Raw genomic sequence first — 13,933 nt, 5'->3', positions numbered from 1 at the left:
ACATGTCCACCGTTGCCGCAACGGCCCCGCAGCCCGACGCCCGCACCCGCATCCTCGACGCGACCGAGGCCATCGTCCGCGCTCGCGGCGTCGCTGGCCTCACCCTGGATGCGGCGGCGAAGGCGGCGGGGGTCTCCAAGGGCGGGCTGCTCTACCATTTCGCGTCCAAGGAGGCGCTGCTGACCGGGCTGCTCGCCCGCCTGGCCGAATGGATCGGGCAGGATTTCGAGGCTTGCGTCGCCAGCCAGCCGGAAGGCCCCGGCCGCGTCGCCCGCGCCATGCTGGCCTGGGCCTTCGAGCTGACGCCGGAGGCGGTGAACGAGCGCTGCGACCGCGCCGCCGCGGTGTTCCTCGCCGCCTTCCACCATGATCCGGCGCTGCTCGGCCCGATTCGCGCGGTGATCGCCCGGATGCGGGCGGCGGTGGCGGCGGATGGCCTGAAGCCGGGCCATGGCGGCGCTATCATGGCCGCCGGCGACGGACTGTTCATGGCCCGCGTCTTCGGCCTCTATACCCCGACCGAGGTGGAGCGGGCCGAGATGCATGCCGCGCTCTGCCATCTGCTGGAGCCGGCGACATGAGTCGGTCCAGCGACCCGGACGCCGAAGCCGGCTGCAACGCCAAGGGGCGCGACGCGCTGAACCGGCGCGCCACGGGCAGCGGGCTCGGCGCCGCACTGTTCGGTGCCGCCATGCTGTTGCTGGCCGGGGCCGCCGGCGCCGGCGCCGCCACCCATTTCACCCCGGCGACGCCCCAGCTGTTCGGCGTGCTGGGCCTGCTGCTCGGCTGCCCGGAGATAGCCGGCGCCGCGCCGATCCCGCTCTTCGACGCGGATGATCTGGCGATGCTCGAGGATGTCGCGGAGCCGCCACCATGAACAACCGTGGCCTGCTGCTGATCCTGCTGCTGGTCGCCGGCATCGCCGGCGGCGCCATGCTGCTGACCCGCCACGGCGCCGCCGACCGCGCGCCGGAACCAACGGCCGACGCCGGGCCGATCGGCGTCGGCGCCCTCGGCCGGGTGGAGCCGGCCTCGCGCATCCGCCGGCTGAACCAGCCGGGCGGCTTCGCCGTCGCGCGGCTGGACCGGCTGCTGGTGCAGGAAGGCGACCGCGTCGAGGCCGGCCAGCTGCTCGCCGTCTTCGGTGATGCGGCACAGAAGGACGCCGCCATCGCCCAGGCCGAGGCCGCCGCCGCCCAGTCGCGCGCTGCCCTCGCCCGCATCCGGGCCGCTGGTCGGCCGGAGGAGGTGGCGGCCCAGCGCGCCCGGATCGAGGCGCTGCGCGCCGCCGAGGCCAGTGCCCGGCGCGATGCCGAACGGGCGGAGGCACTGGTACCCTCCGGCGCCGGCGGCCGCGCCGCCGCCGAGCGCGCCCGCTTCACCGCCAGCCGCACCACGGCCGAGCGGGCCGAGGCGGAAGCCACGCTGCAGCGGCTGTTGCAGCCCTGGCCGCAGGATCTTGCGGTGGCCGAGGCCGAGCTGGCGGCGGCGGAGGCGGCGCTGCTGAGGGCCCGCGCCGATGCGGTGCTGTCGCGCGTGGTGGCGCCGATCGCCGGCACCATCCTCAAGATCTACGCCCGGCCGGGCGACCAGGTGGGCAGCGACGGGCTGCTCGACCTCGCCGACCTCGACCGCATGGATGTGGTCGCCGATGTCTACGAGACCGACCTGCCGCGGCTGCGCCCCGGCGCGCCGGCCGAGGTGGTGGTGCCCGGCGAGCCGCACCGCTACGCGGCGACGGTGCGCGAGATCGGCTGGCTGGTCCGCCGCACCACCCAGGCCGGCACCGACCCTGTCGCCGCCGTCGATGCCCGCACGGTGGAGGTGCGGCTGACCCTTGCGGATGAAGCGCGGGAGGCGCTGCGGCGGCGGACCAACATGCAGGTGCAGGTGGCGATCCGGCCATGACCCTGATCCTTCGCCGCGAAGGCCTGCTGAGCCAGACGCTGCTGCCCTGGGCGCCGGAGCGGACCGGCGATGACGCGGGTGATGAGGCGCCGCCCCCTACTCGACCACCCGTCCGCCGCGGCTCGCCGCTGGCCGCGCTGTGGCTGCCGCTGCGCCTCGCCTGGCGGCAGCTGCGGTGGGAGAAGGCGCGGCTGGCCTCCGCCATCGCCGGGGTGATGTTCGCCTGCGTGCTCGTGTTCATGCAGCTCGGCTTCCGCGCGGCGCTGTTCGACAGCGCGACCGCGCTGCTCTCCGCCATGCGGGCCGACATCTTCCTGATGCACCCGATGACCCTGGTCAGCTTCAAGCCGGAAACCCTGCCGCGGGTGCGCGCCAGCCAGGCGATGGCGCTGCCCGAGGTGCAGGCGGCGGTGCCGGTCTACCTGGCCCAGGCGACCTGGCGGAACCCGGAGAACGGCACCCGCCGCGCGGTGCAGCTGGTGGGGTTCGACACCGAATCCGGGGTGATGGACTTCCCCGGCCTGGCGCCGCTGATCGACACGCTGAAGCGCCCCGACACCATTGCCTTCGACCTGCGCTCCCGTCCCGAATTCGGTGATATCGGCCGGCTGCTGCGGGAGCGCGGGCCGTTGCCGGTGCAGGTCGGCAACCGGATGATGGAGGTGGCCGGGCTGGTCGAGATCGGCCCCTCCTTCGGCGCCGACGGCAACATCGTCATGTCGGAGCTGAATTTCCGCCGCGTGGTGAAGGAACGGCAGGTCTCGGCGGTGGATCTCGTCGCCATCCGGCTGGTGCCCGGCGCCGACCGCGACGCGGCGATGGCCCGGCTGCGCCAGCTCCTGCCGGATGATGTGATGGTGCTGAGCCAGCCGCAGCTCGTCGCGCATGAGCGGAACTACTGGGAAACCGCGACGCCGATCGGCTTCATCTTCGCCTTCGGCAGCCTGATGGGGCTGATCGTCGGCATGGTGATCGTCTACCAGATCCTGTTCAGCGACATCGCCAGCCATCTGAGAGAATACGCCACGCTGAAGGCGATGGGCTATTCCAACCTCTACCTCGGCCGCGTCGTGCTGAGCGCGGCGCTGCTGCTGGCGGTGCTGGGCTTCCTGCCGGGCTTCGCCATCTCTGCCGTGCTGTACGACGTGGTGGGCAAGGGCACCTTCCTGCCACTCGGCATGGAGACGGGCCGCGCCCTCGGCGTCTTCGCCATGATCTTCACCATGTGCGCGCTCGCCGGACTGCTGGCGATGCGCAAGCTGCGGGACGCCAATCCGGCGGATATGTTCTGATGGACGGATCCCGGGTCAGCCGTCCGCCGCCACCGGTGCAGCTGCGCGGCGTCACCTACGCCTTCGGCAGCGGCGCGCTGGCGCGGCCGGTGCTGCGCGATGTCGAGCTTGCCGTCGCGCCCGGCGAGATCGTGCTGCTCACCGGCCCCTCCGGCAGCGGCAAGACCACGCTGCTGACCCTGATCGGCGCGCTGCGCGCCATGCAGCAGGGCAGCGCCCAGGTGCTCGGCCAGGAGCTGGCGGGGGCGAGCGAGGCGCAGCGCGTCGCGCTCCGCCGCCGCATCGGCTTCATCTTCCAGCAGCACAACCTGCTCGGCTTCCTCTCCGCCCGGCAGAATGTGGCGATGGCGCTGGAACTGGACCGCACGACCTCCGAGGCGGAGCGGCTGGAGCGCGCCGACGCCATCCTGGCCCAGGTCGGCCTCGGTGACCGCGGCGAGAGCCGGCCGGACCAGCTTTCCGGCGGCCAGCGCCAGCGGGTGGCGGTGGCCCGCGCCCTGGCCGGCAACCCCGGGCTGATCCTGGCCGACGAACCCACCGCGGCGCTCGACCGCCAGAGCGGCGGCGAGGTGGTGCGGCTGCTGCGCGACCTGGCGCGGCAACGCGGCGTGCCGATCCTGCTGGTCACGCATGATCCGCGTATCCTCGACATCGCCGACCGCATCGTCGCGATGGAAGATGGGCGCATTGTGCCCGCTTCGCAGGCAGAACCGGTCCGGGCGGGCTGAAGCGGCGCCAGACCGTCGTTGACAGCCGTCCCACCGCACAAGGAGGATCGATGCGGGCTCAACAGGAAGGCACATCATCATGCTGGGACGAGGCATTGTTGCCGCGGCGGCACTCGCCTGCACACTGCTGACCTCCGCCACCGCCTCTGCACAGCAGACGCTGGAGGCGATCAGGGCCCGCGGACAGCTGGTCTGCGGCATCCACACCGGCGTCGCCGGTTTCGCCCTGCCGGACAGCCGTGGCGTCTGGCAGGGGCTGGACGTGGATCTCTGCCGCGGCCTGGCGGTGGCGATCTTCAATGATCCCTCCAAGGTGCGGTTCATGCCGCTCTCTTCCTCCACCCGCTTCACCGCCCTCGGCTCCGGTGAGGTGGATGTGCTGTTCCGCACCAGCACCATGACCATGCTGCGCGACGTCACCCTCGGGCTGCGGCACGCCGTCACCTATTTCTACGATGGCCACGGCTTCATGCTGCGCGCCAACTCCGGCGTGACCAAGGTGGCCGAGATGCGCGACGCCACCATCTGCCTGATCCAGGGCACGACGAACGAGCAGGTGACGGCGGATTATTTTCGCAGCATCAACACGCCCTTCCGGCCGGTGCTGTTCGAGCGCACCGATCAGGCCTCCGCCGCGCTGCAGGCCGGGCGCTGCGACGCCTTCGGCACCGACGCCTCGCAGCTCGCCGGCGTCCGCGCCGCCATGCCGAGCCCACGCGACTGGACCATCCTGCCGGAGCGCTTCAGCAAGGAGCCCTACGGCGCCTATGTCCGGCGCGACGATGCGCAATGGTTCGACATCGTCCGCTGGTACACCTACGCGGTGATCGAGGCGGAGGAGCAGGGCGTGACCTCGACCAACGCCGAGGAGCAGCGCCGCACCAGCACCAACCCGAATACCCGGCGTCTGCTGGGTGTGACGCCGGAGCTGGGCGAGGCGCTGAAGCTCGACCGCGCCTGGGCCTACAACGTCATCCGCGCCATCGGAAATTACGGGGAGCTGTACAACCGCACCATGGGCCCCGACACGCCGGTGGGGCTGGAGCGCGGGCCGAACGAGCTGTGGACGAAGCCGGGCGGGCTGCTCTACGCCCTGCCGCTGCGGTAAGCGGCCAGTTCACACATGAACATGCGGGTGCCGGTGGGCACCCGCGCCATGGTCATGCCGCGCCTCCTCCACCCGCGCCGGCACCAGATGCAGGCCATGGTGGCGCACCCCGCGCTGGCTGGTGACTTCATCGGCGAAGCGCCGCACCGCGCCCGAGGGGCCGCGCAGCACCGCCACCTCCAGGCATGTGTCATGGTCCAGGTGCACATGCAGGCTGGCGACGCTGAGATCGTGGTGGGCGTGCTGCGCCTGCGCCAGCCGACGCGGCAGTTCCCGCACCGCATGGTCATAGACATAGCTTAGGGTGGCGATGCAGGGCGTCTCCGCCGCCGCCTCGCGCTTCGCCGCTTCCCGCACCAGGTCGCGCATCGCCTCCGACCGGCTGGCGTAGCCGTGGCGGGCCACCAGCGCGTCCACCGTCTCCAGCAGATCATCGTCGATGGTGATGGTGATGCGCTGCATGGCGGGGCTCCCCTGGGATGCCGAAGCGTGATTCCTGAACCCGGACGACTGCGGCCGCCCATCCTGCCCGCCACCTTGCCCCGGCGCAATCTGCGTGTGATGTTTCTACCAATTGGTATGAGGCAGGCATGCGGGCAGCGGCGGTAATTCTGGGCATGGCGCTGGCGGGCCCGGCAATGGCGCAGACAGCGACCCTGCCGCCGCTGCTGGTCACCGCGCCGCCCCCCGCCGCCGAGGCCAGCGCCAGCGAGCACCAGGTCCCGCGCGAGGAAATCGCCGCCCGCCCCATCGCCCGCACCGGAGAGGTGCTGGAAGCCGCCCCCGGGCTGGTGGTCACCCAGCACAGCGGCGAGGGCAAGGCGAACCAGTATTTCTTGCGCGGCTTCAACCTTGACCACGGCACCGACCTCGCCATCCGCCTCGACGGCATGCCGCTGAACATGCGCAGCCACGCGCATGGCCAGGGCTATGCCGACCTGAACTTCCTGATCCCCGAGCTGCTGGACGGCATCCATGTCCGCAAGGGTCCCTACTTCGCCGATGAGGGGGATTTCGCCACCGCCGGCGCACTGCGGCTCGACCTGATCAACCGGCTGGACCGGCCGCTGGTGCAGGGCACGGTCGGCAGCTTCGGCTATTGGCGTGGCCTTGCCGCCGGTTCCATGGCGCTCGGCGCCGGCACGCTGCTCGGCGCTGGCGAGGCCGCCAGCTATGACGGCCCCTGGCAGCGGCCCGAGGCGCTGGTCCGGCTGAACGGCCTGCTGCGCTACAGCCAGGGCACAGCGCGGGATGGCTTCACCCTGACCGGCATGGCCTACAACGGCCACTGGCGCGCGACGGACCAGGTGCCGGCGCGCGCCGTCTCCGCCGGGAATCTGGACCGCTTTGGCACCCTCGACCCGACCGATGGCGGCCGGTCGCAGCGATTCAGCCTCTCCGGCCGCTGGGCGACGACCGGGGATTTCGGGACCACCAGCGTCAGCGCCTATGCCATCCGCTCGACGCTCGATCTCTACAGCAACTTCACCTACGTCCTCGACGACCCGGTGAACGGCGACCAGTTCCTCCAGCGCGACCGCCGCTGGGTGCTGGGCGGGGAGGTGGCGCATGCCATCCCCTGGACCGCCTTCGGCCGCGCCGCCGAGACCCGCTTCGGGGTGCAGATCCGGCATGACGACATCCGCCTCGGCCTGTTCCGCACCGCCAGCCGGGCGCTGCTCTCCCCGGTGCGGGAGGATGCACTGCGGCAGGACAGCGTCGGCTTCTTCACCGACACGGTGATCCGCCCCATCGGCTGGATGCGGCTGACCGGCGGGCTCCGCGCCGATTGGATGGGCGGGCGGGTGAACAGCGGCACAGCGGCGAATTCCGGCAGTGCCGGCGAATGGATCGCCAGCCCCAAGGCCGGCATCGTGTTCGGGCCCTGGTGGGCGACGGAGGTCTTCCTCAACGCCGGCACCGGCTTCCACAGCAACGACCTGCGCGGCGCCACCATCCGCGTGGACCCGACCGACCGGCTGACGCCGCTGTCCCGCGTGCCGTTGCTGGTGCGGGCGAAGGGGGCGGAGGTCGGCATCGCCACCAGCGCGGTGCCGGGGCTCGACTCCCGGCTGGCTGTCTTCGTGCTGACGCTTGGTTCGGAGATCCTCTTCGTCGGCGACGCCGGCACCACGGAAGCCGGGCGGCCGAGCCGCCGCATCGGCATCGAATGGACCAACCATTGGCGGCCAAAGCCCTGGCTCGGCTTCGACCTCGACATGGCGGCGACGCGGGCGCGCTTCACCGACTCCGACGGCGAGGGCCGCCACATCCCCGGCGCGCCGAACCTGGTGATGAGCGCCGGGGTGACGCTGGACGAGGGTCTCGGCTGGTTCGGCACCGCCCGGCTGCGGCATTTCGGCGCCCGGCCGCTGGCCGAAGACAACAGCGCCCGCTCCCACCCGACCACGCTGGTGAACGCCCGTATCGGCTACCGCTTCGCAAACGGCATGCAGGCCTCGCTGGACGTCTTCAACCTGTTCAACACCCGCGCCAGCCAGATCGACTACTTCTACGCCTCCCGCCTGCCGGGCGAGCCGGCGGCGGGGGTGGAGGACCGGCATTTCCACCCGGCGGAGCCGTTTGCCGTGCGCTTCACCCTGGCGGCGACGCTTTGATCGGGGCGGGCCGGGGGCTCCGCACCCGGCGTTCCGCCGTCAGATGCTCCCCCCATCCACCACGAAGCTCTGCGCCGTCACCATCCGGCTGTCATCGGCGGCCAGCCACAGCACCATGCGGGCGACATCGGGCGGGTAGAGCTTCTCCTTCAGGCACTGCCGTTCCAGATTGGCCGCCACCGACTCCGGCGTCGCCCAGAGCTGCTGCTGCCGCTCGGTGAAGATCCAGCCGGGCACCACCACGTTGCAGCGGATGCCGAAGGGCCCGAGGTCGCGCGCCAGCCCACGCGACAGCCCATGCACCGCCGCCTTCGCCGTGGTGTAGGCCGGCATGCCGCCCTGTGCCTTGAACCAGGACACGCTGCCCATGCAGATGATGGAGCCGGCGCCGGCCGCCTTCATCTGCGGCGCCACCGCCTGGGCACAGAAGAACTGGTGGCGCAGGTTGGTGTGCATGCGCTCGTCCCAGTATTCGGGCTCCACGGTTTCCCAGCCGTGGCGGTCGTCGCGCGCGGCGTTGTTCACCAGCACGCTGGCGGGGCCGAGCTTCGCATGGACCTCGGCCAGGACGGCGCGCAGGGCGGCGATGTCGCGCAGGTCGCAGGGCAGGAACAGCGCGCCGGTCTCGGCCGAGACCCGGGCGCCGTGCTCGCGGTCGAAGTCGAGAAAGACGGGGCGGGCACCCTGGGCGGCGAAATGCGCGACCATGGAGGCGCCGATGCCGCTGGCGCCGCCGGTGATGATCACCACGCGATCCTTCAGGCTGGGGTAGCGGGCGAAGTTGTCCGTGCCGCTCATCGCGTGCTCTCCATCGGGTGGCTTTCTCAACCCGCCGGGGGGAGCGGCGGTTTCACCCCCCGCGCGGCGCGCTGCTATCCTTGCACCGCCGGCAGCACCGGCTGCGGGTCCAGCCTGGTGGCGAACCAGGTCAGGCCGAAGTGCAGATGCGGCCCGGTGACCCGTCCGGTGGCGCCGCTGGCGCCGAGGTGCGCGCCGGCCGCGATCCGCTGGCCCGGCGCCACATCCAGCCGCGACATATGCGCATAGAGCGTCTGCACCCCATGCCCATGGTCAAGGATGATGGTATCGCCGGTGAAATACAGCTCCTCCGCCAGTACGACATGCCCCGCCGCCGCCGCCCGCAGCGGCGTGCCGACCGGCACCGCCACGTCGAGGCCGAGGTGCGGCGCCCGCGGCTCGCCGTTCAGGATCCGCTGACTGCCGTAGACCCCGCTGATCCGGCCGTGCGCCGGCCAGATCAGCCCCGCGGCGAAGAAGGTCTCCGCGGTGTCCTGGCGGCGCAGCGCGGCCAGCTGCTCCCGCTCCCGGGTGATCCGCGCCATGATCTCGGGCGGCGGCGTCACCATGGCGCCGGGCAGGCCCTCCAGCCGCTGGATGTTCCAGCGCCGCTTGGTGATCGCCAGCCGCTGCGCCGCCGGGTGGCCGCCGGGCGGGGTGACGCTCAGTACCGCCTCCGGCCCATGGTCGCGGCCGAAGCCGAAGGCGTACTCGCCGCCCGGACCGATCCGCAGGGCGCGACCATCCAACGCCAGCTTTGTGCCGGGGGCGACCCGGCCGGTGACGAAGCCGCCCTGGGTCAGCCCGGATGTCGGCAGCGCCACCGCCCCGGCGGGCCGGGCCAGCAGCAGGGCCGGCAGGGCGAGGGCGGCACGGCGGCGCATCACAGCAGCGCCCCCTGGCTCGGCATATCCCGCTTGCGGCGCGTCGGCTTCGCCCCATCCGCAGTGGCGCCGATCTGGCCGTCGGCGAAGGTCAGGGTCAGGTGCCCACCCGGCGGCACCGCGGCGGCAGTGGTCAGCGGCGCGCCCTCCGCGTCCTGCACCAGCGCGAAGCCGCGCGCCAGCACCGCCTGGTAGGAGACGCTGCCGAGCCGCGCCGCCAGACCTTCCAGCCGCACCCGCTTCTCCCGCAGCAGCGCCTGCACCGGCGTCGCCGAGAAGCGCGCCAGCGGGGCCGCGGCCTTGCGCCGGGCCTGGGCACGATGCCATGCCGTCTCCGCCCGCGCCGCCAGCATCGCCAGAGCCGCCCGCCTGGCGGCGATCTGCTCGCGCGGATGCGGCAGCTTCGGGGCGATCCGGCCGAGCGCGGCGCGCCTGCGCTCCAGCAGCGCCGGCATGGCGATGCCGAGCCTTTCGCCGCGGTCCTCCAGCCGCTGCCGCAGCGCGCCGAGGATGTTGGGCAGGTCCGGCAGGCCGCGCTCCGCCATCATCAGCCGGCGGCGGGCGCGTTCAGTGATGGCGCGGCCGAGCTGCAGCAGCCGGGCCTGGCGCTGCGCCAGATCGGCCAGCAGATCGGCCCGGGCCGGGATGGCGATCTCCGCCGCGGCGGTCGGCGTCGGGGCGCGGCGGTCCGAGGCGAAGTCGATCAGCGTGGTGTCGGTTTCATGCCCCACCGCGCTGATCAGCGGGATCGGGCTTTCGGCGGCGGCGCGGACGACGATCTCCTCGTTGAAGGCCATCAGGTCTTCCAGGCTGCCGCCGCCGCGCGCCACGATGATCACGTCGGGCCGTGGCACGGCCCCACCCGCCGGCAGCGCGCCGAAGCCGCGGATGGCGGCGGCGATCTGCTCCGCCGCCCCTGCCCCCTGCACCGCGACGGGCCAGAGGATCAGCCTTCGCGGGAAGCGCCGTGCAATGGTGGTGCGGATGTCCTGGATCACCGCACCACGCTCGCTGGTGACCACGCCGATGACCCGCGGCAGCAGCGGCAGCCGGCGCTTGCGCTCGGGCGCGAACAGCCCCTCCTCCAGCAGCTTCAGCCGCAGGGTCTCAATTCGCGCCAGCAGCGCCCCGGCGCCGGCGTATTCCAGCCGGTCGATGACGAGCTGGTACTCGGACCGGTCACCATAGGTGGTGATCTTGCCGGTGGCGATGACCTCGACGCCTTCCTCCGGCTTCAGTCCGAGGCGGGCGACGGTCCCTTTCCAGATCACGCCCTTGAGCTTGGCGTTCTCATCCTTCAGCGCCAGGTAGATATGGCCTGACGGGTAGCGCCGCAGCTCGGTGATCTCGCCGCGCACCCGGACCCGGCCGAAGGCGCCTTCCAGGGTCCGGCGGATGGCGCCGGCAAGCTCCGAGACGGCGAATTCGGGGATGTTGGCGGTGGCGGCTCTGGGCGGAGTGCTGTCCATCGCCGCAGGATATGCTAGGCCGCCGCCGGTTTGGAGGCCGGAAGCATGAAACTCCTGGTGGTCGGCGGCGGCGGGCGGGAACACGCTCTGTGCTGGGCGCTGGCGGCCTCGCCGCTGCTGACGAAGCTGTGGTGCGCGCCGGGCAATGCCGGCATCGCCGAGGTCGCCGAATGCGTGCCGATCGGCGCCGAGGACATCCCCGCGCTGGTCGCCTTCGCCCAGGCGCAGGCGGTGGATCTGGTGGTGGTGGGGCCGGAGGCGCCGCTGACCCTCGGCCTAGCCGACGCCTGCGCCGCGGCCGGGCTGCGCTGCTTCGGCCCGAGCGCCGCCGCCGCCCGGCTGGAAGGCAGCAAGAGCTTCACCCGCGAGGTGGCGGATGCCGCCGGCGTCCCCGGCGCCCGCTGGGCGCGCTTCGAGGAGGCGGATGCGGCCCGCGCCTATATCCGGGCCCAGGGCGCGCCCATCGTGGTGAAGGCGGATGGGCTGGCGGCCGGCAAGGGCGTGGTGGTCGCCGCCACGGTCGAGGAGGCCGAGGCCGCCATCGCCGACATCATGGAAAGCCGGGTGCATGGCGCGGCTGGCGCCAGTGTCGTCATCGAGGAATGCCTGCTGGGGCAGGAGGTCTCCTTCTTCGCCCTCTGCGATGGCACCACCGCCCTGCCGCTGGGTGCGGCGCAGGACCACAAGCGGGCCTATGACGGCGACCTCGGCCCCAATACCGGCGGCATGGGCGCCTATTCGCCGCCGCCCATCTTCACCCCGGCGCTGCAGGACCAGGTGATGGCGGAGATCATCCGCCCGACCCTGGCCGAGATGGCGCGGCGCGGCGCGCCCTTCCGCGGCGTGCTCTTCGCCGGGCTGATGATCACCGATGCCGGACCCAAGCTGATCGAATTCAACGTTCGCTTCGGCGACCCGGAATGCCAGGCGCTGATGCTCCGGCTGCGCTCCGACCTGCTGACCGCGCTGCTGGCCGCCTGCGACGGCGCGCTCGCGCAATTCGACCTGCGCTGGGACCCGCGGCCGAGCCTGACGGTGGTGATGGCGGCGCGCGGCTACCCCGGCGCCTACGCCAAGGGCACGGTGATCCGCGGGCTGGAGCGCGCCGCCTCAGTGCCGGGGGTGGAGGTGTTCCACGCCGGCACGGCGCGGCGGGAGGATGGCGCGGTGGTGGCGAATGGCGGCCGCGTGCTGGGCGTGACCGCGATGGCGGAGACGGTGGCCTCGGCGCGCGCCGCAGCCTACCGGGCGGTGGAGGCAATCGACTGGCCGGAGGGCTTCTGCCGGCGGGACATCGCTCACCGGGCGCTTTAGGCGGGCGCGGCGCAAGCGGTGCCTCGGCACCGCCTCCTGTTATGGCCGGGCTTGACCCGCCATCCAACGCCTCGTTTTTTTTGCAGCGGAGGCGGGATGCGCGGGTCAAGCCCGCGCATGGCATTGGACGGAAGGGCAGCCCCTTCCCTCAGGCCGCCAGCACCGCCTCCACCGGCCCGTCCGCCACGATCCGCCCGGCCTCCAGCCGGATTGCCCGGGTGCACCATTCGCGCACCACGCCCATGTCGTGCGAGGCCAGAACCAGTATGTCGGCGTGTTCGACCAGCCGTTCCAGCTTCTCCCGCGCGCGCTGGCGGAAGTCGGCGTCGCCGGCCAGGAACCACTCATCCATCAGCAGCACTTCCGGCTCCATCACCGTGGCGATGGCGAAGGACAGCCGCACCTGCATGCCGGCGGAATAGCTGCGCACTGGCACGTCGAGGAATTCACCAAGCCCGCTGAACGCGCCGATCTCCTCCGCCATGCTCTCGCTGGTCGCCTCGTCCAGGCCGCGGAACAGCCCGCGCAGGATGATGTTCTCCCGACCCGTCGATTCCTGGTCCATGCCTGCCGCCGGGTCGATCAGCGCGCCGATCAGCCCCTGCACCTCCAGCCGGCCGCTGACCGGCTGATAGATCCCGGCCAAGGTGCGCAGCAGCGTGGTCTTGCCGGCGCCGTTGCCGCCGATCAGCGCCACGCGCTCCCCGGGGCCGATGCGGAAGTCGAGCTCGCGCAGCGCCGAAACCACCACACGGTTCGAGGCATCCTGCCGCAGCCGCAACGGCGAGCGCGCCAGGATGCGCTTCTTCAGCGACCGCGCACCGAGGTGGTACAGCGGAAATTCGATGGTGAGGTTCTGCACCGAAACATAGGGCATAGGCTTCTCCAGCCGGCCGATTCACGCCGCCGGGCGACGCGATCGGGCGGCTACACCCAGAAGGCGATGCGGCCGCGGAAGCGGACGAAGAAGGCGAAGGCCACGGCGCAGGCCAGCGCGGTGTAAAGCACCGCCGACAGCCACACCAGCGCCGAGGCGCCCCCCTCCACCAGCGGCCCGCGCACCGTCTCCATCACCACGTAGAAGGGGTTCAGCGGCAGCCAGACCTGGCGCTCCCCCAGCAGTTCCGGCTTCCACAGCACCGGCGAGAGGAAGAACGCCAGCTGCATGGCGGAGGCGACGATCGGCGCGATGTCGCGGAACCTGGCGCAGAGCATGCCGAGGAACAACGCCACGGCGAAGGCGTTCACCGCCACCAGCGCCAGCCCCGGCAGCGCCAGCAGCGCCTCCGGCCCCGGCAGCACGCCGCAGGCAAGGAAGACCACGAGGATCAGCGGCAGGCTGTGCGCCGCGATCAGCGCGTTGCGCATGACGCAACGGGTGATGTGGACGCTGTAGGGCAGTGCCAGCTGGCGGATGATGCCCTCGGCGCTGGTCAGGCTGATGCAGGCGTCGGCCACGATCTGCGCGATCATGTTCCAGACGATCAGGCTGACCGCGAGGAAAGGCAGGTAATCGGCCAGCGGCAGCTTGAACAGCGAGGAGTAGAGCAGCCCCAGCCCGCCCACCATGACAGCGGTCGAGAGCGTCAGCCAGAATGGCCCGAGCACCGAGCCGCGATAGCGGTTGCGGATGTCGAGCCGGGCGAGCGCCGCCGGCAGTCGCCAGCGGCTGAGGCCGGTGGCGAGATCTTCGATCGCCGCGGCGCGGCGCCGAGGCTGGGCGGCGTCGCAAATGTAGAGCGGCGACGGCGCCACCTGGGCCTGGGTCTGATCCAGCATGGGCGGCCTATAGCCTTCGCAGTTGCGGGCGGCCA

General features: G+C 72.1%; 14 protein-coding genes. 8 read left to right on the top strand and 6 right to left on the bottom strand.

Annotation, left to right across the window (positions count from 1 at the left end; all coding sequences use genetic code 11):
- Positions 1-2: 2 nt before the first annotated feature.
- The 6 genes from H7965_RS04235 to H7965_RS04210 all read left to right on the top strand — a co-directional run bounded on the left by H7965_RS04235 (position 3) and on the right by H7965_RS04210 (position 5,036).
- Entirely contained in the window at positions 3-581 is a 579-nt protein-coding gene (locus tag H7965_RS04235; RefSeq protein WP_186769292.1) for a TetR/AcrR family transcriptional regulator, read from the top strand.
- Positions 578-877, top strand: coding sequence for a hypothetical protein (locus H7965_RS04230; RefSeq protein WP_186769291.1), 300 nt, complete (start codon positions 578-580; stop codon positions 875-877). Before H7965_RS04235 ends, H7965_RS04230 begins: the two co-directional genes overlap by 4 nt.
- Positions 874-1,908 (top strand): HlyD family efflux transporter periplasmic adaptor subunit, encoded by a 1,035-nt coding sequence (locus H7965_RS04225; protein ID WP_186769290.1) that lies wholly within the window; start codon positions 874-876, stop codon positions 1,906-1,908. Before H7965_RS04230 ends, H7965_RS04225 begins: the two co-directional genes overlap by 4 nt.
- Positions 1,905-3,200 carry an ABC transporter permease DevC gene (devC, locus tag H7965_RS04220; protein WP_186769289.1) on the top strand — a complete coding sequence of 432 codons (1,296 nt, stop codon included), beginning with the start codon at positions 1,905-1,907 and terminating at the stop codon, positions 3,198-3,200. The genes H7965_RS04225 and devC overlap by 4 nt, the downstream gene beginning before the upstream one ends.
- Positions 3,200-3,928 carry an ATP-binding cassette domain-containing protein gene (locus H7965_RS04215; protein ID WP_186769288.1) on the top strand — a complete coding sequence of 243 codons (729 nt, stop codon included), beginning with the start codon at positions 3,200-3,202 and terminating at the stop codon, positions 3,926-3,928. Before devC ends, H7965_RS04215 begins: the two co-directional genes overlap by 1 nt.
- Positions 3,929-4,007: 79 nt before the next feature.
- On the top strand, positions 4,008-5,036 hold the full coding sequence (locus H7965_RS04210) for an amino acid ABC transporter substrate-binding protein (protein WP_186769287.1): 1,029 nt from the start codon (positions 4,008-4,010) through the stop codon (positions 5,034-5,036).
- Between the two features lie 9 nt (positions 5,037-5,045).
- On the opposite strand, the gene nikR is transcribed toward H7965_RS04210, so the two are convergent.
- Positions 5,046-5,498 carry a nickel-responsive transcriptional regulator NikR gene (gene nikR / locus H7965_RS04205; protein ID WP_186769286.1) on the bottom strand — a complete coding sequence of 151 codons (453 nt, stop codon included), beginning with the start codon at positions 5,496-5,498 and terminating at the stop codon, positions 5,046-5,048.
- Positions 5,499-5,626: 128 nt separating this feature from the next.
- Here nikR and H7965_RS04200 point away from each other — a divergent pair, with 128 nt between their 5' ends.
- Positions 5,627-7,654, top strand: a complete 2,028-nt coding sequence (locus H7965_RS04200) for a TonB-dependent receptor (protein WP_186769285.1) — start codon at positions 5,627-5,629, stop codon at positions 7,652-7,654.
- Between the two features lie 39 nt (positions 7,655-7,693).
- On the opposite strand, the gene H7965_RS04195 is transcribed toward H7965_RS04200, so the two are convergent.
- From H7965_RS04195 to xseA, 3 genes are all read right to left on the bottom strand, one after another.
- Positions 7,694-8,452, bottom strand: a complete 759-nt coding sequence (locus tag H7965_RS04195; RefSeq protein ID WP_186769284.1) for an SDR family NAD(P)-dependent oxidoreductase — start codon at positions 8,450-8,452, stop codon at positions 7,694-7,696.
- Positions 8,453-8,526: 74 nt separating this feature from the next.
- Complete coding sequence (locus H7965_RS04190) at positions 8,527-9,336, bottom strand: M23 family metallopeptidase (RefSeq protein ID WP_222440457.1); 810 nt, start codon at positions 9,334-9,336, stop codon at positions 8,527-8,529.
- A complete protein-coding gene (gene xseA, locus H7965_RS04185; RefSeq protein WP_186769282.1) occupies positions 9,336-10,805 on the bottom strand; it encodes an exodeoxyribonuclease VII large subunit in 1,470 nt (489 codons plus the stop codon). Before xseA ends, H7965_RS04190 begins: the two co-directional genes overlap by 1 nt.
- 45 nt (positions 10,806-10,850) lie before the next feature.
- Here xseA and purD point away from each other — a divergent pair, with 45 nt between their 5' ends.
- Positions 10,851-12,119 carry a phosphoribosylamine--glycine ligase gene (gene purD, locus H7965_RS04180; protein WP_186769281.1) on the top strand — a complete coding sequence of 423 codons (1,269 nt, stop codon included), beginning with the start codon at positions 10,851-10,853 and terminating at the stop codon, positions 12,117-12,119.
- Positions 12,120-12,267: 148 nt separating this feature from the next.
- On the opposite strand, the gene H7965_RS04175 is transcribed toward purD, so the two are convergent.
- Together H7965_RS04175 and H7965_RS04170 are read right to left on the bottom strand one after the other, a co-directional pair.
- A complete protein-coding gene (locus H7965_RS04175; RefSeq protein ID WP_186769280.1) occupies positions 12,268-12,996 on the bottom strand; it encodes an ABC transporter ATP-binding protein in 729 nt (242 codons plus the stop codon).
- Positions 12,997-13,046: 50 nt separating this feature from the next.
- Positions 13,047-13,898: an ABC transporter permease gene (locus tag H7965_RS04170; protein WP_186769279.1), complete on the bottom strand. Its 852-nt coding sequence runs from the start codon at positions 13,896-13,898 to the stop codon at positions 13,047-13,049.
- Between the last annotated feature and the right edge of the window lie 35 nt (positions 13,899-13,933).

The organism is Siccirubricoccus deserti (assembly GCF_014283215.1).
In the GTDB taxonomy this organism is placed as follows: Bacteria; Pseudomonadota; Alphaproteobacteria; order Acetobacterales; family Acetobacteraceae; genus Siccirubricoccus; species Siccirubricoccus deserti.
The sequence above is the reverse complement of the archived record's forward strand: the minus strand, read 5'-3'. Positions and strand labels throughout refer to the sequence as shown.